Source organism: Salipiger sp. PrR007 (genome assembly GCF_010499845.1).
GTDB classification, from domain to species: Bacteria; Pseudomonadota; Alphaproteobacteria; order Rhodobacterales; family Rhodobacteraceae; genus Salipiger; species Salipiger pacificus_A.
In genome coordinates this window covers 46,495-70,928 of the sequence record NZ_JAAGOZ010000026.1, presented here as the reverse complement: position 1 = coordinate 70,928, position 24,434 = coordinate 46,495, and the positions used below count along the sequence as shown (strand labels likewise).

The following is a 24,434-nucleotide window of genomic DNA, read 5'->3' as shown; positions in this document are numbered from 1 at the left end:
CCTCGCCGCGGCGGCGCAGGGCCAGCAGGACGCGGGCGCCCGGGGTGCCGCCAGACCCACCGGGCCCGCCGCGGCCGATGCGCCAGCGCAGGGCGCGCAGTGGCAGGGGCTCGCCCTGCCCCACCGGATCCGCGGGCCCCGGGTCGGGCAGGTCGACCTGCGAATAGACCCGGCCGCTGCGCATGCGCTCGACCACGCTCTCGGGCGGGCCCTCCCAGGCCGGGCCGATGTGCCAGCCCGACACCGGGCTGCCGGGCCAGAAAAGCCGCAAGAGCGCGCTCTCGGCCTGCGTGGCGGCGGCGAGCCGGGCGAGGAAATGCTGCCAGAGGCCCTCTTCACTCTCCGCGGCCTCTGCCCCCGAAGGGACCCCCGATGTGCCCATGGATGCGGCAAAGAGCGCCGCGAGGATCTCGGTTTCGTCGGACATGCCCCGCCTTCTCGCCAGATACCTCCCATATGGGGGGTTTTTCGCATCCGCAGCAAGGGTAGATGAGGCCTTCAGTACAGTTCTGACCAGAGGCCCCCCGATGGACACCAAGACCCTCACCCACCTGCAGCGCCTGGAAGCCGAAAGCATTCACATCCTGCGCGAGGTCGTCGCCGAGGCCGAGAACCCGGTCATGCTCTACAGCGTCGGCAAGGACAGCGCCGTGATGCTGCACCTGGCGAAAAAGGCCTTCTACCCCAGCCCGCCGCCCTTCCCGCTGCTGCATGTGGACACCACCTGGAAGTTCCAGGACATGTACAAGCTGCGCGACAAGGCCGCCGCCGACGCGGGCATGGAGCTGCTGGTCTACCAGAACCCCGAGGCGAAAGAGCGCGGCATCAACCCCTTCGACCATGGCGGTCTGCACACCGACATGTGGAAGACCGAAGGTCTGAAGCAGGCGCTCGACAAGTATGGCTTTGACGTGGCCTTCGGCGGCGCCCGCCGCGACGAGGAGAAATCCCGCGCCAAGGAGCGCGTCTTCTCGTTCCGCTCGGCCAACCACCGCTGGGATCCGAAGAACCAGCGCCCGGAACTCTGGCGGCTCTACAACGCCCGCAAGACCAAGGGCGAGAGCGTGCGGGTCTTCCCGATCTCCAACTGGACCGAACTCGACATCTGGCAGTACATCCACCTCGAGAACATCGAGATCGTGCCGCTCTATTTCTCGCAGCCGCGCCCGACGGTGGAACGCGACGGGCTGCTGCTGATGGTCGATGATGACCGCTTCCCGCTGAAGGACGGCGAAGAGCCGGTCATGCGCTCGATCCGCTTCCGCACGCTGGGCTGCTACCCGCTGACCGGCGCCGTGGAGAGCGAGGCGCAGACCCTGCCCGAGGTCATCCAGGAAATGCTGCTGACCACCACCTCGGAACGCCAGGGCCGGGCGATCGACCACGATCAGGCCGCCTCGATGGAGAAGAAGAAGCAGGAAGGCTATTTCTGAGCGCCGCGACAGCGCCGCGCCACCCTCCCCTTCCAGCCCCAGTTTTCAGGGACACGCCATGACCACCCAGGACCCCATCTACAAGACCGACGCGCTGATCGCCGAGGACATCGATGCCTATCTCGAGGCGCACCAGCACAAGACCATGCTGCGCTTCATCACCTGCGGCTCCGTCGATGACGGCAAGTCGACGCTGATCGGCCGTCTGCTCTACGATTCGAAGATGATCTTCGAGGACCAGCTCGCCGCGCTGGAATCCGACTCCAAGCGCTCGGGCACGCAAGGCGAAGAGATCGACTTCGCGCTGCTGGTCGACGGGCTTGCCGCCGAGCGCGAGCAGGGCATCACCATCGACGTCGCCTACCGCTTCTTCGCCACCGAAAAGCGCAAGTTCATCGTCGCCGACACCCCCGGCCACGAGCAGTACACCCGCAACATGGTGACCGGCGCCTCGACCGCCGATCTCGCGGTGATCCTGATCGACGCGCGCAAGGGCGTGCTGACCCAGACCCGCCGCCACAGCTACATCGTCAACATGCTCGGCATCCGCCACGTGGTGCTGGCGGTCAACAAGATGGACCTGGTCGGCTACGAGCAGGAGACCTTCGAGCGCATCGTCGCCGACTACCGCGCCTTCGCCGAGAGCATCGGCATCGAGAGCTTCACCGCCATGCCGATCTCGGGCTTCAAGGGCGACAACATCACCGGCCCGAGCGAGAACACCCCCTGGTACGACGGCCCGGCGCTGCTGCCGCTGCTCGAAGAGGTCGAGGTCGAGGACACCCGCGACCAGGCCGGCCCGTTCCGCATGCAGGTGCAATGGGTGAACCGCCCCAACCTCGACTTCCGCGGCTTCGCCGGGATGATCGCTTCGGGCCAGCTGCGCCCGGGCGATCCGGTGCGGGTGCTGCCCTCGGGCAAGACCTCGAGTGTCGCGCGTATCGTCAGCATGGACGGCGACAAGGGTCTGGCCGTCGCGGGCGAGTCGGTCACCATCACCCTCGCCGACGAGATCGACTGCTCGCGCGGGCAGGTGATCGTCGCGGCGCAGGCGCCGCTCGAGGTCGCCGACCAGTTCGAGAGCACGATCGTCTGGATGGACGAGAACGAGCTGGTGCCGGGCCGCGCCTACTGGCTGAAGATCGGCACGCAGACCGTTTCGGCCACCGTCGCCGAGCCGAAGTACGAGGTGAACGTCAACACCCAGGAGCACCTCGCCAGCAAGACGCTCGATCTCAACGCCATCGGTGTGGCCAACATCACCACCGACCGCGAGATCCCCTTTGCCCCCTACGCCGAGAACCGCGACCTTGGCGGCTTCATCCTGATCGACAAGCTGACCAACCACACGGTCGCCGCGGGCCTGCTGCATTTCGCGCTGCGCCGGGCGCAGAACGTGCATTGGCAGGCCACCGACATCGGCCGCGAGCACCACGCCTCGATGAAGCACCAGAAGCCCGCCGTGCTCTGGCTCACCGGCCTCTCGGGCTCAGGCAAGTCCACCATCGCCAATATCGTCGAGAAGAAGCTGGCGCGGATGAACCGCCACACCTTCCTTCTCGATGGTGACAACGTGCGCCACGGGCTCAACAAGGATCTCGGCTTCACCGAGGCCGACCGGGTGGAGAACATCCGCCGCGTCGGCGAGGTGGCCAAGCTGATGACCGATGCGGGTCTCATCGTGATCACCGCCTTCATCTCGCCCTTCCGCTCGGAGCGCGACATGGTGCGCGGCATGATGCAGCCGGGCGAATTCGTCGAGGTCTTCGTCGACACGCCGCTCGAGGTGGCCGAGGGCCGCGACGTGAAGGGTCTCTACGCCAAGGCCCGCGCGGGCCAGCTGAAGAACTTCACAGGCATCGACAGCCCCTACGAGCACCCGGAATCGCCGGAGCTGCGCATCGACACCACCGAGATGACACCCGAGGAAGCCGCGGACCTGATCATCGCGCGGCTGATCCCGTAAGGGGGACGGCTCGTTGAAATACGAAAGGCCCCGGCGTGCAGACGCCGGGGCTTTTTTGCGATCAAAGAGAGAGAGCTTCGAAAATGATCCTGCCACGACCCGCTGAGGCAGCGCTCGTGATCGCCGGCTTGGCCTGCGGTCTTTCGGCCCAGAGCGCAGCTGCCAGCGTCTACCTCTGCCACTTCGTTCAAAGCTGCGATGACGACGGGCTGGCGCCGCATTGCACGCTGGCAAGCCTGGGACGGGAGTATCGGATCGAGTCCCTCGTCGACCTTGGCCCTGCGGCGGGGGGCGGACACTCATACGCCGGGCTGCAAGAGGGCAAGCACCCGTTCCTGCTGACCCTCGCTCCCGACGGCCAGGCCCGCATGACCGAACATCGCAACATCACACGAAGGGGCGGAGTTGCGATCTCCTTCCGGGGCGCGTGCCAGCACATCGAAAGATAGCGCGCGCCGTAATGCCACTGCGGGCGAAGGGTACGCCCATGGTCTGTACATATGGACGCCACCGCCCAGCATCGCAGCACCGCCCGCAAGAACCCGCCGCACACGCATGTGTGAGTGCAGCTGGCGAAATCGCCCGTGGTAGGTCTTCAGGCATGCTGCACGCGCGGCGTGATCGGGAAGGGAGCCTCCGGCGTGAGTTACGATCCGCATCTGGCAGAGATCCGCTTTGGCTGCGGCCTCTCCCCGGCGCATGCGCCGGCGGCATCCGTCCAGGAGATCCTGAAGCGCCTCTCCGGGCCCGACCGGGCGGCGCAGCGCTGGCCGAGCGACGGGCCCGAGGTGCTGATGGCGCGGCAGACGCACTTTGCCGAGTTGCAGCGCCAGCGCCGCGAGGCGAAAGGCGATGCCGCGAAGCTCAAGCGCATCGCGGGTGACATCGGCGCGCTCCGCAAGGCCGGGCGCGCGGCGCAGCTGCGCTGGCTCGGCCAGAGCCTGCACCGGCGCATCGGCACCGAAGATGGCTTTCGCGAGCGTCTGGCCTTTTTCTGGGGCGACCATTTCACCGCGATGGGCCGGGGCGCCGCCCTGCAAAACGGCACCTCGTCCTATGTCGAGGGCGCGATCCGGCCGCATCTGTCCGGGCGCTTCGCCGACATGCTCAAGGCGGTGATGACCGCGCCGCTGATGCTGAACTACCTCGACCAAGCCAACTCCATAGGTCCCGGCAGCGCCGCGGCGACCCGGCGCAAGAAACCCGGGGCCGGGCTCAACGAGAACCTCGCCCGCGAGCTCATGGAGCTGCACACGCTCGGCGTCGACGGCCCCTACGGGCAGACGGATGTCACCGAGCTGGCCAAGCTGCTCACCGGGTTCAGCTTCACCCATGAGACAGGCTTCGTCTTCCGCCCGGCCTATGCCGAACCGGGACCGGAGACGGTGCTCGGCACACGCTATGGAGGCGAAGATCCGGCCCGGCTGGACGACGTCCTGGCGCTACTGGATAATCTCGCCGCCCATCCGGCGACGGCGCAGCACCTGGCCCGCAAGCTGGCGGTGCATTTCGTCTCGGACACGCCCGATCCGGAGCTCGTCGAAGCCATGGCAGCGCGCTACCGCGAAACGGGTGGCCAGTTGCTGGCGGTCTACGCGACCCTGCTGACCCATCCCGCGGCCTGGCAGGGGCAGGGCAACGTGAAGCCGCCGGTGGATTTTATCGGCTCCAGCCTGCGCGCGCTCGCGGCCACCGAGCTGCCCATGGGCACTCCGAAGAAGATGCAGAGGTTCTTTACCGGGCCGCTGCGGAGGATGGGCCAGGCCTGGGAGGCCCCGGACGGGCCGAACGGATGGCCTGAGGAAGACGCCTCCTGGATCACCCCGCTGGCGCTGGCCGCGCGGCTGCAATGGGCGCTCACCATCCCCGGGCAGCTGACCGGCCCCCTGCCCGACCCGCGGCAGTTCCTGACCGCCGCGCTCGGCGACCGGGCGCCCGAGAGCCTGCGTTTCGCCGCCCGCGCCGCCGAGGGGCGGCGCGAGGGCATCGCCCTCATCCTCTCCTCCCCCAGTTTCCAAAGGATGTGACGCGCCATGGACCGGATGACCCGAATGGGCAGGAAGATGCGCGCATGAGCGCCGGGGACTTCAGCCGCCGCGGCTTTCTCAGGCGCGGCCTCGCGCTTGGCTGCTCGGCGGCGGCAAGCCCGCTGCTCTCGACGGTAACCTTCGCCTCGGCGCCCTGGGACGCGCGGCTGGTGGTGATCATCCTGCGCGGCGGCATGGACGGGCTCGGCCTGCTGCAACCCTGGGGCGATCCCGCCTTCGCCGCGCAGCGCCCCGGCATGGAGGCGCTGCGCCCGGGCAGCCCCAAGGGCGCGCAGGATCTTGACGGCTTCTTCGCCCTGCACCCGGCGATGAGCCCGCTGCTGCCGCTCTGGCGCTCGGGTGAGCTCGGCTTCGTGCAGGCGGTCTCCACGCCCTACCGCGACAAGCGCAGCCATTTCGACGGGCAGGACATGCTCGAGGCCGGCACCGCAGAGATGCTGCCCCGCTTCCGCGACGGCTGGCTCAACCGCATGCTGCAGCAGGTCCCCGGGCTTGAGGGCGAGACCGCCTATACCGTCGGCGTGCCCGAGATGCTGCTGACCCGCGGGCCAGCCCATGTGATGCACTGGTCTCCCGACGCGGCGCTCGATCTCACCCCGCAGGCGCAGCGCCTGCTGGAGATGGTGATGCACGATGATCCGCTGTTCCGCGACAGCCTCGCCGATGCGGTCAGCCTGGCGCAGGCTCGCACACAGGCCAAGGCGCCGCAGAAGGGCGCCAAGCCCCCCGCCGGCCATCAGAAGCTGGCCGCCTACGCCGCCGGCAAGCTGCGCGGCGACAGCCGCATCGCGGCCTTCTCGCTCGGCGGCTGGGACACCCACAACCGGCAGGATCAGACCCTGGTGCCGGCGCTCACCCGCCTCTCGGACGTGCTGCTGACGCTGCGCGCGGACCTCGGGCCGGTCTGGGAGCGGACCGCGGTCCTGGCGATGACCGAGTTCGGCCGCACCGCGCGGCTCAATGGCACCCAGGGCACCGACCATGGCACCGCCGGCACGATGCTCTTCGCCGGCGGCGCGCTGCGCGGCGGGCAGGTGCATGGCCGCTGGCCCGGGCTGGCCGAGGCCGATCTCTACCAGCGCCGCGACCTCATGCCGCTCAGCGACGTGCGGCTGCATGCCGCGAGCGTCATGCAGGGGCTCTTCGGGCTGAACCGCGAGGTGCTCGAGGGGGCGGTCTTCCCAGGCATCGAGCTGTCGGAGCCGAGTCGGCTGGTGCTCTAACCGCCACGTCTCAAAAGCTACAAAGCAGGCTGCAAGGGCGGCCGCCCGGAACAGGCATATGTATCGACCCAGCTGAATCTGCTCAGGTTAAGCCGCTAATGTGAATGCCTCGTCGCAAGCGCAGGCTCGGATGTGATCACCCACACGGCAACCGGGCTCGCGTTCAGGGACGGTTCGGGGCGCCTGGTTGCCGAAGTCTCCGACATCGGCTGAGACTTCGGCCAGATGACCTGCCCCCTGCGGGTCTCTCATTCATAGCGAGAGTCTGCTGGTTGGTGATGTGCTCCCCGACGCGCCCTCGGCCGTCATTAGAGTTTCCGCGCTTGCATCAGGCTCACGGGCTGGTGTCGTGAGCTGCGGTCCCGAATGGGTGAAGGGTCCCGGCCTTGGGCTAGGCTCCCTTCAACCGATGCCTTTAGAGTTCTGCGCAGCCTTCTGGCGTACGAGCTTATCGATCCTCTCATCAAGGTCTGCCTCGTCTAGAGACCAGCCTGTGAGAGTGCTCTGGAGCAGGATGGAAAGCGCTCTCATTTGCACCTCCTCCGCTGAAAGGTCGAGGTAGGATTTCGCTCGGGTGCGTTTCGGCTTGAAGTTACGATTGTAGAATTCAACGGGATCACCAATCTCGGTTGAGCAGAAGTTTGAGAGAATGTGGATGTTCTCGTCCCTGTATCTTTCCTCAATCTGAACTTGGGTCGCAAAGTCGAGTAGTTCGATATTAGTCTTCAGATATCGTTTCGGGATGCGCTTGCGGATTTCCCGGAAAACTCGATCAACGCGACGCCCCTCGAAGACTTGGTAGTTTTTTGAGAGGGCATCCAACAACGAGTAGTCGAAGCTTGCGTTGCCCGGCTCGTTTGATCGTACCGCTCTCGAGGTCTTCAGGACGTTCTCGAAGAAATCGTCATCGGCGCCTGACATGAACTCCCGGACGACAGGCCTCACCATCAATGTAGCGTCGGGTAAACTAGACTGCCATGCCTTGATGCGCTCAAGGTGCCGCGGGTGGCCCGTCTTCATCGCGTCGGCGACAAAGGCGCGAAGCGACTTCCCCTTATGTGCGCCGAACTGGGCCCAGGCTGATGGAAGCCATTTAAACTCGGGCCGCTGGTAGAACACCACCGTTGTCTTGACCTCGGCATCCAATCCGGAAAAGAGCGGCGCGAACTCAGCGATGGAAAGGTTCTCAGCCGAGAGGATGTATCGCTTACCTTCCTCAACCTGCGTAAGGAGTTCCTCGGCAAGATGGCGTCCTTCCTTGCGAGCCTTTTCCAAGTACCAGAGCGGGGCGGCCCCTGGGTGCCCATCGGACACCTTCATGTCTGGGCCAAAGATGAACGTGCTGCTCTCTTTTGCGAGGTGTGCTGCATCGTCTCGAAGGGCACGCTGAATTGCTGTGCTGCCGGACTTCCCAAAACCGGCGTGGATAACGATTTCAGTCATACGGCACCTCCAGAAACTTCTGATATCGCTTCTAGGTTGCGGAATCATCTTCGACAAGAACGTTATGTCGATAGAGTTCATCTATTATCTTTTCCTAACACCCACCTCTGTTTGCCGCATGTGGACCCGCGCGAGAACCGTGATCGCCGGTCGTGTGATCGATGATGACTGAATCATCCGTAGGGACCGGCGGCCGGTGGCGCAGGGCTATGCGCCGAGCCTAGAGGCCACGCTGGAAGAGGTGGCCCGACGGGTCCGGCAAGACGCCCACGGTTTCGAGATTCTTTCTCGTTCTCTCGCTGTAAGTGGATCAGGCCTAAGCCGCTGCAGTGCGATGCTTTTAGCCTAATTCAAAATCACCTGCGGCTCGCGCCTACCCATATCTCACCCATGCCTCCATGACCGGCCGGCGGACTCAAACAGGCCCGAGCAGAGACAAGATCGCTCGACCAGCCCAAGCGTCCGCCGGCGTCGGACCTCCGAACCTCGAAGCCCGCGCCGTCGCGTAGCATGCCGTCCGCAGCGTTCCGATGCCTATCGCTGTGAGCTCCTCTGTACCCTGTCACCCATCCTGCCCGCCACAACATGCTGTGCTTCCGCTGTGTGGCTTTGTGTCGGCATAAGCCGGACAAGGCCAATACCCACCAAGGGCAGTTCCCGCGGGCTGTGTTGGACAAGAGCATGTTGTTTGTGGATGTGGGGGTCTTGAGTGCGCTTCACCGTTACCCGTCTGGAGGCGATCGGCCAAGACATGATCTTTGTCTGATCTCTACATCACGTTGGAATAGAAACCCTGCGCGCCGGGCCTTGCTCTCGGCGCGTTCACGTCTCTGTGCAGGGACCGATGGAAACTTTTCTCGCCGGCCTTCCGTGTCTCCTCCGGTGCGACCACTGATGAGAGAGGAGATCACCAATGGCCCACCTGGCGCCTTCCTACCGGTCCTTCGAGACCTTCCTGTCCGGGGCTGATGCCTTCTGGACCGTCGACTTCACCGCCCTGAACAGCTCCGGCGTCAAGGCCTCCGCGGTCCTTGCCATGGCCACCGAGGAGGATGGCAGCGCCTATCTCAACGTGGCCATCGCGGCCAGCGGGATGACCCCGTCGCAGACCCATGCGCAGCATATCCACGGGCTCTTCGACGAGGGCGGCAACCCCATCGACTCGACCGCCCCCACCCTGGCCGATGACGCCGATGCCGACGGCATGGTCGAGGTCATCGAGGGGCTCGGCCAATACGGCGACGTGCTGCTGCCGCTGGTCTCGGCCGCGGATGGCGCCATGCCCATGGCCGACAGCAGCGGCATGCTGGCCTTCGTCCAGAGCTACGACCTGGGCGATGACGAGAATTTCTTCAGCCCGGTGTCGATGACCGATTACACCGCCGAGGATCTCATGCCGCTGACCCTGCGCGAGATCGTGCTGCACGGGGTGCAAGTGCCTGACGGCATCGGCGAAGGCACCGGCGGCGAGGTCGACGGCGGCACCAACGGCTATACCGGCATCCTGCCCGCCGCCGCCGGCGACATCGAGAGCGCCAGCTTCGAGGAGGCCATGGCGCTCTTCGCCGCGCAGCGCGCCATGACCTCGGGGCGCATCACCCTGACCGAGGGTGACGACAGCTTCAACGCCGGCCCCGGCGATGACTTCATCGACGCCCGCGGCGGCAACGACAGCATCGCCGCCGGCGCCGACAATGACACGATCTCGGGCGGCACGGGCCGCGACGTGCTGCATGGCGGCGCGGGAGAGGACCTCGTCGATGCCTCGGTCGAGGACGACAACCTGGCCGATGCCGCCGATGGCGGCGCCGCGGGCGGGCTGATGCTCTCGGACTACGACAACGGCCTCGCCGGGGGCGCGGGCAATGACGTGATCCGCGGCCGCGCCGGGGACGACATCATCACCGGTGACGACGACAGCCGCGTCGCCGACGCGCTTGGCCTGACCTTCGACGCCAGCGCCGACGGCTCCGACACGATCTACGGCGGCGCCGGCAACGACGAGATCCACACCGGCAGCTGGGCCGACGGCGACCAGGGCCTGGTCAATGCCTCGACCGGCATGATGGCCGACTGGGCCTCGGGCGGCATGGGTGACGACATCCTGCGCGGCGCGGGCGGCAATGACACGCTCTACGGCGATCAGGGCGCGGACAACATCGGCGGCGGCGGCGGCGATGACATGATCTACGGCGATTTCGCCACCACGGGCAGCGCCGAGGCGGAAAGCGGCCAGATCATCCGCCTCTACCAGGCCGCCTTCGACCGCGCCCCCGACGCGGGGGGCTTCTACAACTGGACCGAGCGGCTGGAGACCGGCGAGCTCTCGCTCGGGCAGGTGGCCTCGGGCTTCACCGGCAGCGCCGAGTTCACCCGCGACTACGGCGGGCTGGACAATGCCGCCTATGTCGACGCGCTCTACATGAACGTGCTCGACCGCGGCGCCGACGCGCAGGGGCTGGCGAACTGGACCGCCCGTCTCGACGGCGGCATGAGCCGGGCCGAGGTGTTGCTCGGCTTCTCCGAAAGCCCCGAGTTCCGCATGTCGATGGCCGATGACGTCACCGATTGGGTGATGGAGCAGGGCACCGACGACGTGCTGATGGGCGACGGCGGGGCGAACACGCTCTCGGGCGGGCTGCTCTCGGACCGCTTCGTCTTTGGCGCCGAGGCCGGCAGCAGCCATGATGTGACCGATCTCGAGAGCTGGGACATGCTCGACTTCAGCGCCTTCGGCTACGGCAGCGCGGAGGCGGCCATGGACCAGATGACCGAGGTCGGCGACGACCTGGTGTTCATGGACCAGGACGTCACAGTCACGCTGCACGACACGGCGATGGCCGATCTGAACGCCGGGATGGTGCTGGTCTGAGGCGGCGGGCCCTCCGGCCCAGCTCCCCCCCTCAGTCCTCCAAGGGATCGCGGCCCCGCCGCGGTCCCTTTTTCATGCCCGGCCTGGTGAAAAGCACCAGAGAGTTCTGCCCCTTTCGTCAGAGGCGCTGCCTCTGGCCGGTCTCCCCGTGGAGACGCGACCCCTCGCTGCCGCTGGCGCGAGTGGCCACCGTGCGGACCACAGCGGTCGTTTATCGAAGGAGATTTGCCACGATGACCGCTTGAATGACGAGCGTCCCGCCGATCGGGACATAGAGGAAAAGGAAAGCGCTGGCGCCCGTTAGATAAGACATAAGTGCGAATTCTAAGCCAAAACCGAGGCATCCCGGGAACATTGCGAGGATGCGGGATTTGACCGAGCCCGCGACGATGGACCGTCGTAGCAGGAGCGGCCCCTCGAACGGCTTGTGTATCAGTCGCTCCGGCTCGTCAGAATAGACCCTTTCCCTGGCGAGGGTAGCGGCGTTGAGCCTTAGCGAGGCGTAGTAAATCAAGGGGATCGCCGTTACCGCGGAAACGGTGACAACGCCGACCATGAGGCTGATAAGGTTCACATCGCTGCTGTGAAAGTAGAGGTAGACGCCAACCAGGCTCGGAATCGGAAACGTTAGTGACAGCAAAGCGGCCATGAGTATTTCATGTAGAAAAGCTCTGCGACCCAGCGTGATAGCCATAGCCTTGGGTGAGCCAGGATTGAGTAACGAACCCAGATTTCGCGACATTGAACCACATACCGAATTCACATAATCTGCCGATGTTTCTAAATCATTCCGGACCGGCAGCAATGGCTTCCCGTCTTGCCGTTCGCCGCACCCTGCACGAACGGCAGCTTGGCGGGCCTAGAGAGCGGCGCGCGGCCCATGAAGGGCAAACCTTTCTGACAAGAGAGGCAATCTCGGCTCCGCGCCGAAATTGCGTCGCTTTCTTTCCAAAACGATATCTTCCAGACCCAGAGACAGACCTTTGTGACCTCTGCCGCCTGGGCTAGTGGCGCCCGAACCGCCGCCTGGCCTCTTCGTAGATCACCCGGTCAAGCCGCGTCAGGTGATCGAGCTCGGCGTCGATCTCCGGAGTGATCTCTTCGCGCGTGACCTCTTCCATGTCCGGATGGCGGGCGCGCTCCTGCGACGACAGCGCCCAGGGCATCTCCCTGGGCATGGCGATCCCGAGCCGCGAGGTCACCTGGCGGAACAGATCCGGCATGTCCTCGGTGAAGCCGACGATGTCGAACTCCCCGAGCCGCTCCAGCGCCAAGGGCAGCGCCTCCTCGTCGCTCAGCCGCATCTCGCCGCGCGGGCCGACCCAATGCCGGCCGATCAGGCTGCGGGCGTAGTAGTTGTCGGTGTCCGAGGGCAGCCCGCCGGTGCGGTGGCGCAGGAACTCCAGCAGCCCCAGTTCCTTGGCCAGCCGCGGGCCGTGCAGGCCGCGCGCCTCGATCACCCGCCAGGAATGCGCGCGCCAGAAATAGTAGAGCGACAGGACCCGCGCCTTTGGCTCGCGCAGCACGGTGATCGCGCAGTGCGGTCTGGGGATGAGCTTGAACCGCTCGTAATCCATGTGGGCAGAGACATAGCGATAGCCTGCAAGCTGCTCCGCGTCGAACCGGTCGAGGTTGCGCAGCCGCTCGGGGCAGATCGCCTCGCGCGGGAAATGCGACAGCAGGAAGCGGTGCAGCGAGGTGCCGCCGGTCTTCGGGAAGTGGAACAGCACCACCCGCTCGTGGATCGGCTCGGGCGGGCGCGGCGCCCCCCTGCCCCGGCCGAGCAGCCGTCCGGCCTTGTTTCGCAGCGAAACAATTTTGTCGAAGGTCAGCATCTCTTCACCTTCACCGTTGCGCCTTCACCCAGCCGAGGAAGGCGGCGTCGGCATTGCCGAGGCGCGGCCGGCCGGTCTCTTCCCACCAGCCGCGCCAGCGGGCGGCGAGCGCGTGGACGTCGGCGCCGGGGCGCAGGGCGCGGGCGGCCTCGAAGGCATCCTCCGACAGATGCGGTCCGGTGGTGGTGGCCGTGCGGGGGACGCGCAGGCGCTCGATGACGATGAGGTCGCCCGGCAGCTCGCGCAGCGTGTAGTCGGGCAGCGTCGCCTCGGCGATCATCTTGCGCAGCGCGGCGCGGAACACCCGCAGCGGCGCGGCGGAGCCGGACTTCTTGTGCAATGTGCCGACCGAGACCTGCCAGCTCGCCTGCTTGCCGCAATGCTTGCGCGCCAGCTCGTAGAGACGCCGCTCGAGCGGCTTGCGCAGGCGGAAGTAGTCGCGGCTGAGGGTCAGCACCGATTTCGCCAGCACCGCGCGGAACAGCCATTCCGAGAGTGTCACCGTCACCGAGATCATCCGCCCGCCGCGCGAGCGGCGGACGATCTCCCAGCTCTCGATGAGACCGAAGCCGCGGGTGGTCTCGAGGCCGCCGGTGGTCATGTTGGTGGTGATGCGGGTGCCGGCGAGCCGCTCGAAGGCATCCTTGAGCCGGGTATAGCCGTCGCCCGAGGTGTCGCGGTTGGTGGCAACCAGCAGGTCATGCGCCTTGAGCTGCAGCGTGCGCGAGACCTCGCGGCCGGCGTTCAGCGCCGCCATCAACTGGCTGACGCAATAAATCAGGATGTCCTTGTCGTGGATCGTGGCGCGACCCTTGACCGAGGGGATGACGTCGATCTGCGTGCCGTTGTGCACGTAGCTCAGCAACCGCCGGTCGGGCCGGGTCGAGAGCGAGAAGATCGGGTGCTCCATCGAGCCGAGATCGTCCTTGGGCGCGGCATCGAAGATGTCACAGACGAAGAAGTCGGCGGTCGGATGACGGTCGGGCAGCAGCCCGCCGCCGGAGTGGTCCGCCCCCTGCGCGGGAGGCTGTGTCGCTGCGCTCATCGTCCCGTCCTGCCTGCCCGGCCCCCGGTTTTTCGCGGCGGATCTGCGCCCGCCCGCTTTCGGGGTTTCAGTGACGCTCAGCCTAGTTTTATCCACAGTCCCCGTCCAGCCCGAGTTCGGGGGATCGGAGTCGCTTTGCCGTGGGTTCAGAGTCGGCCCAACGTGGGTTCAGAGTCGCGGTTGCTCGCAGCGATGCATTTTTGCCGTTCAATATCAGAGACTTGGGAAAGGTCTTCCCAGACCGTAACGAATAAACTAACAAAAAATAACAACACTGCAGAAAGGGGCTGCCCCGGATCACATCGGTCCGCCCTCTCCCAAAGCCGTGAATTTGCGGAGAAAATCTGTAGATGTGCAGCTTTTGCTTTCATGTGCGCAGTTTTTCGTTATCCTGCAAAAAACGCCACACATAAAGGCCGAGCAGGGACATGAAAGCCGAGATCAAGACCGAGCTCCCCCCCTATTTCAACATTGATCCCGATGCCGCACTGAGCGCCCTCGGCAGGCCCTTCGAGACCTCCGGGTTCTCCGCCATCGCCCAGGCCTGCGAGGCGGGCCGGGGCGATCTTGCCGGGCGCGGGCTCGAGGAGAACGGCGGCCGCAGCCTGCGGCTCTTCTCGACCTGGGAGATCACCCGCTACCTCATCCCCGTCGCCATGGGGCATTTCCGCCGGGTGCTGAAACAGAACCCCGAGCTGCCGCAGGGCCGCTCCGAGACCGAGGGCGGCGCCAAGTGGTTCACCTTCGAGGAGGTGCTGCGGCTGCGCGCGCATTTCGCCGCCGGCGGGTCGAAGACCAAGAACTACCTGCCCTGGCGCCCCGAGGGGCTGCCCGCCAAGATGGTCGCCGTGGCGAACTTCAAGGGCGGCGTCGGCAAGACCTCGACCTGCGCGCATCTGGCGATGTCGGCGGCGCTCGACGGCTACAAGGTGCTGGTGATCGACCTCGACAGCCAGGGCTCGATGACCTCGATCTTCGGTGGCAAGGTCGAGGACGAATGGCAGACGGTCTTCCCGCTGCTGGCGCGCCACTACGGTCGTCACCTGCGCGGCGAGAACCAGCGTCGGCTCGACCGCGGCGAGGCCCCCCTGCCGCTCGACGACACGCTGACCGAGGCGCTGGAGGTCAAGGCCCCGGACCTCGTGCAGAAGACGCATTGGCCGAACATCGATCTCATCGGCGCGCAGCTCAACCTCTACTGGGCCGAGTTCCAGATCCCCGTCTGGCGCATGCAGGGCCGCGGCTGGAAGCTTTGGGATGCGCTGACCGAAAGCCTCGAGGAAGACGGCATCCTCGACCAGTACGACGTGATCTTCCTCGATACGCCCCCGGCCCTTGGCTACCTGACGATCAACGGGCTCGCCGCCGCCGACATCCTGCTGGTGCCGCTCGGCGCCTCCTTCCTCGAGTTCGACTCGACGGGGCGCTTCTTCGACATGCTGCATTCGACCTTCTCCTCGATCGAAGAGGCCGAGAACATGGCAGCCCGGGCCCTGGGCCGCGACGGGCTGTCGTTCCAATGGGACGCAGTGCGCGCGGTGATCACCCGCTACGACGGGACCCAGCAGGCCGAGCTCGCCGCGCTGATGCAGGCCTACCTCGGCCCGGTGCTCTCGCCGCACCGGCAGGATTTCACCGCGCTCATCGGCCAGGCCGGCGAGCAGGTGCGCGGCATTTACGAGGCCGACTACCGCGACTTCAACCGCGAGACCTACGCCCGCGGCCGCGAGACCTTCGACGCCACCTACGCAGCGCTGAAGCAGCTGCTGCTCGGCAGCTGGCGGCGCGACGAACAGGCTCTGAAGGCCGCCGAATGAGACTCTGTTTCGCTGCGAAACAATTTTCTGCGCGACGGGCTTACCCCGTCTTAACCAAGTTCGGGCGGGCTTGTGCCTGGACCCTTTCCTGACAGGAGCAGACGGATGGCCAAGCGCAAGAGACTGACCCCGCTCGAGACCGGCCCGCAAAGCAGCGAACCCGCAGCCGCGCTCGAGACCAAATCCATGTTCACCGCCCCGCGGCGGGCGGCGCCGATCGCCGACGTGGCGGCGGGGGCGGCGGCCAGCGCCGCGCTCGAGGAGCTTTCGGAACGCTGGGAGGCCGCGCGGCGCGAGGGCAAGCTGGTGCTGGAGCTGCCCCTCGAGCAGATCGAGATGACCCATTTGGTGCGCGACCGCATCGCCGAGGACCCGGAGGAGGCGCAGGCGCTGCGCGACAGCCTGCGGGCGCGCGGCCAGCAGACGCCGATCGAGGTGGTCGCCCTGCCCGGCCGCGCCGCCTACGGGCTGCTCTCGGGCTGGCGCCGCTGCCGGGCGCTGGCGGCGCTGCGAGACGAGACCGGCGAGGCGCGTTTCGGCACGGTGCAGGCGCTGCTGCGCCGCCCCGAGGACGGCCACGCGGCCTATGTCGCGATGATCGAGGAGAACGAGATCCGCGCCAACCTCAGCCATTACGAGCGCGCGCGCATCGTGGTGAAGGCCGCCGAGCGCGGCGTCTTCGCCTCGGAGAAGTCCGCCCTGGCCACGCTCTTCGCCTCGGTGCCGCGGGCACGGCGCTCGAAGATCAATTCCTTCATCGCCATCGTGAAGAGCCTCGACCGGGTGCTGCGCTTCCCCGAGGCTCTGAGCGAGCGGGCCGGACTGGAGCTGGCACAGCAGCTACGCGACCGTCCGGGACTCGCGCAGGAGATCGCGCAGGCGCTGAAGTCCGCGCCCCCCGCCGATGCCGCGGCGGAGCGCGAGATCCTGACCCGCTGCATGGCGGCGAAGCCGGTCTCCGAGCTCGCGCCAATGCAGAGCCAAATCCCTGAAGTAGAGCCGAAGCCTACGCCTGAGACACTGGCGCAATGGCCGGGGCTCACCCTGCGCCGCCGCGGCTCACGGCTCGAAATCGACGGGCCGGGCGCGGATGCAGAGCTGGGCGCGGATCTCGCCGCCTGGCTCTCGACCCGGTTCGGCGGATAAACACCATGACAGGCTCTGTTCCGGCATTTGTTTCGCTGCGAAACATTTTCGCGCGGCGCCCCGTTGGAGCTGCGGCTTGCGGCGGGGCGGTCTGCCCCGTAAGCCGGGCGGAAGACTGAAGGAGACGACGCGTGCTGCTGGGCCGGATCTACCGCATCTTCGAGCGCTATGCCGAGATGAACATCGCGCGGGATCTCCCGGGCACCTCGCTCACCGATGAAGGCGGCGCCGCCTACGGCGAGATCACCCGCATCGCCCTGCGCCGGCACCGCATCCACGTGGAGGGCTGGGCCGAGGCCCAGCGGATCGGGCTGGCGGTGAACCGCACCCGTGCCTGGACGGTGCCCGACCTGGTGCAGGGCGGCAGCGCGCGGCGCGGCTTTGCGCTCGACATCCCCTGCGAGACCGGGCCGATCGATCTCATCGCCGAGCGCGGCGAGGGTCTGCCCAGGGCCGGCCAAAGCCTGCCAGGCTTCTCCCAGGCCACGCTTATGCGGGCGCGGCTGCCCATGGCGCTGCGCTTCGTGGCGACGCTGGGGGCGCTGGCGCCGGTGATCTACCGCTGGAAATGGCAGGGCGATCTCGGCGCGCGCGAGGTGGTCAAGGAGCGGCTCGGGCTGGTGCCGCGCTCGGAGGCGGTGGAGATGATCTCGGCGTTGCTGCCGGAGGTGCCACCGCCTTCGCCGCCCGAGCGGGCCGCGACGCTGATCCTGCCGGTCTACAATGCCTTCCACCTGCTGCCCGAGGCGCTCGAGCGGATTGCGACGCACTCCGGCACGGCTTGGCGACTGCTGCTGATCGACGACGCCTCGCCCGACCCCGAGGTGCTGCCCTTCCTGCGCGCCTGGGCCGAGGGGCGGCCCGAGGTCACCCTGCTGGAGAACCCCGAGAACCTCGGCTTCATCGGCACGGTCAACCGCGGCTTCACCGAGGCGCTGGAGCACTGGCCCAAGGATCCGGTGGTGCTGGTCAATTCCGACGCCATGGTGCCCGCAGGCTGGCTGCCGCGGCTGCTGGCGCCACTGGCCGACCCCGATGTGGCCTCGGTCACCCCGATGTCGAACGATGCCGAGATCTTCACCGTGCCGGTGATCTGCCAGCGCAACGACCTGGCGCCCGGCGATGTCGATGCGCTCGACCGCGTGGCGGCGGGGTTCGACCCGCGTGCCGGGCTCGCCGAGGCCCCCACTGGGGTCGGCTTCTGCATGGCGCTGGCGCCGCGCTTCCTTGCCCGCGTGCCGCAGTTCGACACGGTCTTCGGCCGCGGCTACGGCGAGGAGAACGACTGGTGCCGCAAGGTGGCCGAGCTTGGCGGGCGGCATCTCTGCGCGCCCAATCTCTTCGTCGAGCACCGCGGCGGGCAATCCTTCGGCAGCGCCGACAAGCAGCGGCTGCTCGAGCGCAACCTGCGGGTGCTCGCCGGGCGTTACCCGGGCTATGACGCCGAGGTGCAGGAGTTCATCCGCCGCGACCCGCTCAACACCCCGCGGCTGGCGCTGGGGCTGGTGCTGGCGGCGCGGCGGCAGGCCGCGCTGCAGGCGGGGCCCGTGCCGGTCTACCTCGCCCATGCGCTCGGCGGCGGTGCCGAGACCTACCTGCAGGGCCGCATCGCGCAGGACGTGGCTGCGGGGCGCGCGGCGCTGGTGCTGCGGGTCGGGCAGGGCCATCGCTGGAAGCTCGAGCTCTACGGGGCCACGGGGATCACCCAGGGGCTGACCAATGATTTTGCCCTTGTCGAGAGACTGGTGGCGTTGCTGCCCGAGCGGCGCATCGTCTATTCCTGCGGCGTGCATGAGCGCGATGCCTCGGAGCTGCCGGACCGGCTGCTGCGGCTGGCGGACCGGCAGGACGGGCAGGGCAGGCACCCGGTCGAGATCCTGCTGCACGACTTCTTCCCGGTGAGCCCCTCCTACACGCTGCTGGGTGCCGATGGCCTCTACCGCGGCGTGCCGGTGGCGGGCGGCCCGCTCGAGGCCGACCCGGCGCATGTCTACGAGCGGCCCGGCGGCAAGCTGGCCTCGCTGTGCGACTGGCAGGAAGCCTGGGGCCGGCTGATGCAGGCCGCCGAACGGGTGGTGGTCTTCTCCGGCTCGAGCCGGGACATCCTGCTGCAGGCCTATCCGCAGATCGCGGGGCGCATCGCCGTGGTGCCGCATGTGCTGCCCGCCACGCCGCCACGCATCGCGCCGGGCAACGGGGCCGATGGCGCGCCGGTGATCGGCGTGCTGGGCAATATCGGCGAGCAGAAGGGCGTGGCGCTCTTGCAGGAGCTGAGCCGCGATCTCGCGCGCTCGGGGGCCGCGCGACTTGTGGTGCTGGGCCATATCGATCCGTCCTACAAGCTCGCCCCGCCGAGCCTCGTGCATGGCAGCTACGAGCTGCGCGACCTGCCGGGGCTGGTGGCGCGCTACGGGATCTCGGGCTGGCTGATGCCCTCGATCTGGCCCGAGACCTTCTCCTTCACCACCCACGAGATGCTGGCCACCGGCCTGCCGGTGGTGAGCTTCGATCTCGGCGCACAGGGCGAGGCGGTGGCCAGGGCCCTGGCGCAGGGCGCGCCCGGGGCGCTCTTGCCGGTGCCGCAGGGGACGCGTATGGATCCCGCCGATCTGCTGGGCGCGCTCGCCGAGGCGCGGTTGGTCTCTACGCCAGGGCTTCAGCTTCGGAACTGAGGGCAAACAGGGGCTCGTCGCGTCCGAGGAAGCGGCGGGCAATCTGGCGGTTCTTGTTGCGATAGAGCGCTTCGATCACCTGCAGCATCTCGTCCGAAAGCAGCTGGTGGCGGTAGAAGGCTGGTGCGCGGTGCCGCTCGATGATGGCGGTGCGCTCAGCCTTGAGCTGCTCGGGGTCGCCGGCGAGCCGGCGGTTGGCCTCGAGCATGGCCTGCAGGCCTTCGCGCGTCAGCCCGGAGTTGAGTGCTGCCTGACGTATGGTGAACCCGCGGGTGAGATCGATGCTGAGCCGATCGGCCATGTCGGAGATGATGTCGCCGTTTTTCATGTGGCTCTTCTGATAGAGCCGGACCTCGATGGCGCCGGTGCCGAGTCCATGGGCGGCCACGTTCAGGTAGTTCTGGTAGTCGAGGCGGGGGGCGACCTGGGCAATGAACTCGAGAATGTCGCGTTTCTCGCCCACCGATTTGACATGGTGGTTGTAGAGCGAGGCGATCATCTCCGCCTGCGGCCGCAGGTAGCAGATCAGCCGGACATCGTAGCCTTCGAAGATCTGGGAAATCAGCTTGAAGGGTGCGGGCCCGGGCAGGTTGGCGAAGGGCAGAAGCGAAAGCTCCTCGGAAGAGACCACCACGTTCGGCAGCCCGGCGTCACCAGCTTCCTTGCGCAGAGCCTGCCATATCTCGGTTCCTTGGGGCCGATGGCGCAGGGCATAGGCCAGTTCGTGGTGCCCCCAGTTCACCGGCTTCTGGGAAAGGCCCGTGCGGGGGTAGAGAAACCCCTGGCGTTCAAGCGCGGCGCGATTGTCGAAAAAGGCCTTCTGCAGGCTGGTGGTGCCAGTCTTGTGCAGACCGACATGGAGGAAAAGCGTGGGCATGTGGTTCCGGATGGATGAAGTATAGGACAGTGGAGGAGAATAGGCTCAGCGGTTCAGGATCTCGGCATGGTAGCGCCGGAGCAGCAGCAGACCGAGGGTCAGGCTGATCAGCGCGATGGAGAGCACGTAGACCGGCGAGGCGTAATTGGCGTCATAGGTCGGGTAGAAACCCTTGCGCATGATGCCGATGATATGCACCAGCGGGTTGTACCACAGGTAGCTCTGGTAGGGATGGGGGATGGTCTCGTAGAGGTAGAAGATGCCAGAGACCAGGAACAGCGGCTTGGTGACGATGCCCCAGGCCTGCTGCGCCAGCGGAAAGCGGGTGAAGACGAAACAGGTGAGCGTGCCAAGCCCCAGCCCGAGCAGCCCCGCCAGGGCGAAGGCCTCGAAGATATGCAGGAAGTCTAGGGTCACCCGGGTCTCGTAGATCAGCATGATGCCGCCGAAGATGATGTAGCTGACCAGCAGCTTGGTCATCACCGCCAGGATGAAGCGCCCGGCGATGGCATCGACGAACGTTACCGTCGGATAGGCCAGCAGCGGTTTCGAGAAGTTCAACGAACTGGCGATCTTGCCTTGCAACTCACTGTACATGACGAAGGGCATCATACCGGTGGCGTAGAACATCGGGAAGCTGATCCCGAGGCTGGGGTGGCGCAGGAAGGCCGAAAAGGCCAGAGACAGCATCACGATGCCGCCGATCGGCTCGAGGATGGCCCAGATGTAGCCGCCCGGCGAGCGGCCGTAGCTGGTGGCCATCTCGCGCAGGATCAGTGCCGCGACCGAGCGCGCGCCGGGAAAGGAGCGCCGGCCGGAAACCGTGGCCGTGGCAGGCGTCTGGGGGGGGGGCGCAAAACCTTCGGTGCTCATGCGTGGGGTCTTCCGGAAACTGGTATCTTGTGCGTCTGAGGTGTATTAGCATCGCCTTGAGGTAAATGACATTCCCATGGGGCTCGTTTGACACAACCCGCCAAGGACAAGGCTGCCAAGCAGGCGCAGCCGCAGCAGGGAGGGCAGGCCAAGCCCGGTTCCGCCCAGCCCAGCAGCCCCGCCGAGCAAAAGGCCGCAGCTGGATTGCCGCGCCCGGCGGTCGTGCCGGCACCCGGCCAGAAACCGGGGCCGAAGGCCGTAACCCAAGCTCCGGCCCGCCCTCCGGCGGGGGCGGCGAAGCCCCAGCGCAGGCACCGGTTGATGCTGCTGAGCTTCCTGGGCTGCGTCGTGCTGCCGGGTATTCTCACCGCGCTCTACCTCTGGCTGGTGGCGGCGGATCAATACGCCTCGAAGGTCGGCTTCACCGTGCGCCAGGAGGACGCCGCCTCGGCGGTCGACTTGCTGGGCGGGCTGACGAACCTCTCGAGCTCGAGTTCCTCGGACACCGACATCCTCTACGAGTTCATTCAGAGCCAGAAGCTGGTCTCGGACATCGACAAGAAGATCGACCTGCACGCGATCTGGTCGCCCGAGGGCTGGGACCCGGTATTCAAGCTCGAGAAGAATGCCTCGATCGAGCAGCTGCTGGCCTATTGGGGCGATATGGTCCGCATCTCCTACAGCGCCGGGCTGATCGAGGTCGAGGTGCGCGCCTTCCGTCCCGAGGATGCGACGCTGATCGCCCAGACCCTGCTCGACGAGAGCGCGGACGTGATCAACGAGCTCAGCGCCGTGGCCCGGGCCGATGCGATCAGCTATTCGCGCGACGAGCTCGACGAGGCGGTCGAGCGGCTCAAGGTGGCGCGCGAGACAGTCACCCGCTTCCGCAACGAGACCCAGATCATCGACCCGCAGATCGACCTGCAGAGCCAGGCCGGGCTGCTCAGCAACCTGCAGGCGCAGGAAGCCGAGCAGATCATCGAGCTCGACCTCCTGCGCGAGACCTCGCAGCAGAACGACCCGCGCGTCGCCCAGGCCGAGCGCCGGCTCGACGTGATCCGCACCCGCATCTCGGCCGAGCGCCAGAAGCTCGGCTTCGAGGGCTCGGGGGCGAACGGCCAGGTCTTTGCCGATCTCGTGGGCGACTACGAGCGGCTCTCGGTCGACCGGGAGTTTGCCGAGCGCGCGTACCTCTCGGCGCTGGCCGCCTATGACAGCGCGCTCGCCGAGGCCAAGCGCAAGAGCCGCTACCTTGCCGCCTACATGAAGCCGACCAGCGCCGAGACCGCCGAATACCCGAGCCGTCTCACGCTCCTGATGGTGGTCTCGCTCTTCCTTTTCCTGCTCTGGTCGACCGCGGTGCTGCTGGCCTATTCGGTCAAGGACCGCCGCTGAGGGCGCGCCGGAGATGATCCGCTTCGAGAACGTCAGCAAGACCTTCGTCATGGAAGGCAAGCGCAAGACCATCATGGAGAATGTCTCCATGACCTTCCCCAGCGGTCGCTCGGTGGGGCTCCTGGGACGCAATGGCGCGGGCAAGTCGACGCTGCTGAAGATGATCGCCGGCACCGAGCCGCCGACCTCGGGCAAGATCAGTTCCTCGGGCTCGATCTCCTGGCCGGTGGGCTTTGCTGGCTCCTTTCATCCCGAGCTGAGCGGCGCGCAGAATTGCCGCTTCATTGGGAGAATCTACGGCGTCGACACCGACGAGCTCATTGCCTTCGTCGAGGATTTCGCCGGGCTCGGTGTGCATTTCCACCTGCCGCTGAAGACTTATTCCTCGGGAATGAAATCGCGACTCGCCTTCGGCACCTCCATGGGTATCGCCTTTGACACCTACCTCGTGGACGAGATCACCGCGGTGGGCGATGCTTCCTTCAAGGCGCGCAGCGACGCGCTCTTTAAGGAGCGCATGCGCAACGCCGGAGCGGTGGTGGTGAGCCATTCGATGAAGCAGATCAGCCAGCTCTGCGACGCGGTGGTTGTGCTGGAAAACGGTCATCTGACCTTCCACGACGACGTCGACCGGGGCATCCGCGAGCACGAGGAGAACATGAAGCGCCGCGCCTGAACTTGCCCGCCGTTTGGTCATATTGCCCCTGATTAGAGACTGTTACGCTCAGACCCGCCCCAGCGCTGCAGCGAGGTAGAGGCTCGCCGTGGTCAGCCGGGTCTGCCGGTGCAGGCCGAGCCGGCGGAAGGTCAGCATCCGCGACAGCCCCGGTTGCGGTCGCTCCGCGCGCAGGGTCTCGATCAGAGCGCGGTTCTCCGGTGTGAGCAGCCCTGAGACCCTCTCCAGCGCCGCGAGGTTGGCGGCCATCCAGTTCGCGTAGGTCCGCCCCAGCACCTGCCGCGCCCGCACCAGCCGCGCCGAGAGACCCTGGTGCGCGCCCATGGCGTTGCTGAGGTGCTGGCGGTAATAGAGCACCTTGGCCGGGTCGATGACGATCTCGCCGCCAGCGCCGCTGACCAGCTGGTAGAGCCACCAGTCGTGGTAGGGAATGCCCTCGGGCACGCCCGCGCGGCGCACCAGCTCGAGCGCCCCGGCGCTGAGCGTGGCGCTGTGCCCGCTCACCACGTTCTGGGTCAGCGCATTGCCGAAACAGGGCCTGCCACGTGGCGGGCGCGAGCCGCCGATGCGGCGCAGCGCCTGGTCGGTGTGGATGCTCTGCGCGCCGTAGAGCGCCACCGGCCCGGCATTTTTCAGCGCCGCGAGCGCCAGCGCCAGCTTGCCGGGCAGCCAGACGTCATCCTGGTCCGAGAGCGCCACCGGACCGGCGGGCAGCTCGGGGTGGCACAGCAGCGACAGGAAGTTGGCGGCATGGCCGCGTCGCGGCCCCGCGACGATGCGCACCTCGCGGCGGGGGCTCTCGGCGGCGCGGAAGGCCTCGAGGATCGCCGGCGTGCCATCGCTGGAGCCGTCGTCGCTGACCCAGAGATCCCAGGTCTCATGGGTCTGCGCCCGGTAGGACTCGAGCTGCTCCTGCAGGTGCGCGGCGCCGTTCCAGGTGGCCAGCAGGATGGTGATCCGGGTCTGCCCCGAGGGGGGCTGGGGCGCGCGCATGGAGGGTCTCTCTGCCGGGGCTCTTGCCCTAGGTCATGCCGGAGCGCGGCGGAGCGCGCAACCGCGCGCGGCAGTTCTCGACAATGCGAGACATTTTGCGCGGATTTCAGGGCACGGCGT

General features: G+C 66.9%; 19 protein-coding genes. 11 read left to right on the top strand and 8 right to left on the bottom strand.

Features of this window, described 5'->3' with window-relative positions:
* A partial coding sequence (locus G0Q01_RS12430; RefSeq protein ID WP_164213451.1) for a hypothetical protein occupies nt 1–427 on the bottom strand: 427 nt, incomplete at its 3' end.
* Nucleotides 428–527: 100 nt separating this feature from the next.
* Here G0Q01_RS12430 and cysD point away from each other — a divergent pair.
* From cysD to G0Q01_RS12405, 5 genes are all read left to right on the top strand, one after another.
* On the top strand, nt 528–1,433 hold the full coding sequence (gene cysD / locus G0Q01_RS12425) for a sulfate adenylyltransferase subunit CysD (RefSeq protein ID WP_108970832.1): 906 nt from the start codon (nt 528–530) through the stop codon (nt 1,431–1,433).
* 58 nt (nt 1,434–1,491) lie between these two features.
* Nucleotides 1,492–3,399: a sulfate adenylyltransferase subunit CysN gene (gene cysN / locus G0Q01_RS12420; RefSeq protein WP_164213450.1), complete on the top strand. Its 1,908-nt coding sequence runs from the start codon at nt 1,492–1,494 to the stop codon at nt 3,397–3,399.
* Nucleotides 3,400–3,482: 83 nt separating this feature from the next.
* Nucleotides 3,483–3,848 carry a hypothetical protein gene (locus G0Q01_RS12415; protein WP_164213449.1) on the top strand — a complete coding sequence of 122 codons (366 nt, stop codon included), beginning with the start codon at nt 3,483–3,485 and terminating at the stop codon, nt 3,846–3,848.
* A gap of 192 nt (nt 3,849–4,040) precedes the next feature.
* Entirely contained in the window at nt 4,041–5,426 is a 1,386-nt protein-coding gene (locus G0Q01_RS12410) for a DUF1800 domain-containing protein (RefSeq protein ID WP_164213448.1), read from the top strand.
* Between the two features lie 44 nt (nt 5,427–5,470).
* Nucleotides 5,471–6,670 carry a DUF1501 domain-containing protein gene (locus tag G0Q01_RS12405; RefSeq protein WP_164213447.1) on the top strand — a complete coding sequence of 400 codons (1,200 nt, stop codon included), beginning with the start codon at nt 5,471–5,473 and terminating at the stop codon, nt 6,668–6,670.
* Nucleotides 6,671–7,072: 402 nt separating this feature from the next.
* Here the strand turns inward: G0Q01_RS12405 and G0Q01_RS12400 are convergent, their stop codons facing one another.
* Nucleotides 7,073–8,113, bottom strand: a complete 1,041-nt coding sequence (locus G0Q01_RS12400; protein WP_164213446.1) for a hypothetical protein — start codon at nt 8,111–8,113, stop codon at nt 7,073–7,075.
* 913 nt (nt 8,114–9,026) lie between these two features.
* Here G0Q01_RS12400 and G0Q01_RS12395 point away from each other — a divergent pair.
* Nucleotides 9,027–10,985: a DUF4214 domain-containing protein gene (locus G0Q01_RS12395; protein ID WP_164213445.1), complete on the top strand. Its 1,959-nt coding sequence runs from the start codon at nt 9,027–9,029 to the stop codon at nt 10,983–10,985.
* Nucleotides 10,986–11,196: 211 nt separating this feature from the next.
* Here G0Q01_RS12395 and G0Q01_RS12390 read toward each other — a convergent pair whose 3' ends face one another.
* The 3 genes from G0Q01_RS12390 to G0Q01_RS12380 form a co-directional block, all read right to left on the bottom strand.
* On the bottom strand, nt 11,197–11,634 hold the full coding sequence (locus G0Q01_RS12390) for a hypothetical protein (protein ID WP_164213444.1): 438 nt from the start codon (nt 11,632–11,634) through the stop codon (nt 11,197–11,199).
* Nucleotides 11,635–11,989: 355 nt separating this feature from the next.
* Nucleotides 11,990–12,820: a sulfotransferase family 2 domain-containing protein gene (locus G0Q01_RS12385; protein ID WP_164213443.1), complete on the bottom strand. Its 831-nt coding sequence runs from the start codon at nt 12,818–12,820 to the stop codon at nt 11,990–11,992.
* Nucleotides 12,821–12,830: 10 nt separating this feature from the next.
* Nucleotides 12,831–13,865: a replication initiator protein A gene (locus tag G0Q01_RS12380; RefSeq protein ID WP_164213442.1), complete on the bottom strand. Its 1,035-nt coding sequence runs from the start codon at nt 13,863–13,865 to the stop codon at nt 12,831–12,833.
* Nucleotides 13,866–14,293: 428 nt separating this feature from the next.
* Here G0Q01_RS12380 and G0Q01_RS12375 point away from each other — a divergent pair, with 428 nt between their 5' ends.
* The 3 genes from G0Q01_RS12375 (at nt 14,294) to G0Q01_RS12365 (ending at nt 19,500) form a co-directional block, all read left to right on the top strand.
* Nucleotides 14,294–15,682 carry an AAA family ATPase gene (locus G0Q01_RS12375; RefSeq protein ID WP_164213441.1) on the top strand — a complete coding sequence of 463 codons (1,389 nt, stop codon included), beginning with the start codon at nt 14,294–14,296 and terminating at the stop codon, nt 15,680–15,682.
* 105 nt (nt 15,683–15,787) lie between these two features.
* The gene (locus G0Q01_RS12370; protein ID WP_164213440.1) at nt 15,788–16,828 is read left to right on the top strand and encodes a ParB N-terminal domain-containing protein; all 1,041 of its coding nucleotides are present in this window, start codon (nt 15,788–15,790) and stop codon (nt 16,826–16,828) included.
* 131 nt (nt 16,829–16,959) lie between these two features.
* Complete coding sequence (locus tag G0Q01_RS12365; RefSeq protein WP_164213439.1) at nt 16,960–19,500, top strand: glycosyltransferase; 2,541 nt, start codon at nt 16,960–16,962, stop codon at nt 19,498–19,500.
* On the opposite strand, the gene G0Q01_RS12360 is transcribed toward G0Q01_RS12365, so the two are convergent.
* Together G0Q01_RS12360 and G0Q01_RS12355 are read right to left on the bottom strand one after the other, a co-directional pair.
* Complete coding sequence (locus tag G0Q01_RS12360) at nt 19,472–20,377, bottom strand: hypothetical protein (RefSeq protein WP_164213438.1); 906 nt, start codon at nt 20,375–20,377, stop codon at nt 19,472–19,474. The genes G0Q01_RS12365 and G0Q01_RS12360 overlap by 29 nt on opposite strands.
* Nucleotides 20,378–20,422: 45 nt before the next feature.
* Entirely contained in the window at nt 20,423–21,250 is an 828-nt protein-coding gene (locus tag G0Q01_RS12355) for an ABC transporter permease (protein ID WP_164213437.1), read from the bottom strand.
* Nucleotides 21,251–21,337: 87 nt separating this feature from the next.
* Here G0Q01_RS12355 and G0Q01_RS12350 point away from each other — a divergent pair, with 87 nt between their 5' ends.
* Both G0Q01_RS12350 and G0Q01_RS12345 read left to right on the top strand, forming a co-directional pair.
* Entirely contained in the window at nt 21,338–22,645 is a 1,308-nt protein-coding gene (locus G0Q01_RS12350) for a hypothetical protein (protein WP_235940101.1), read from the top strand.
* Between the two features lie 13 nt (nt 22,646–22,658).
* Complete coding sequence (locus G0Q01_RS12345) at nt 22,659–23,321, top strand: ABC transporter ATP-binding protein (RefSeq protein WP_164213436.1); 663 nt, start codon at nt 22,659–22,661, stop codon at nt 23,319–23,321.
* 48 nt (nt 23,322–23,369) lie between these two features.
* Here the strand turns inward: G0Q01_RS12345 and G0Q01_RS12340 are convergent, their stop codons facing one another.
* The gene (locus tag G0Q01_RS12340; RefSeq protein ID WP_164213435.1) at nt 23,370–24,314 is read right to left on the bottom strand and encodes a glycosyltransferase; all 945 of its coding nucleotides are present in this window, start codon (nt 24,312–24,314) and stop codon (nt 23,370–23,372) included.
* Nucleotides 24,315–24,434 lie beyond the last annotated feature (120 nt).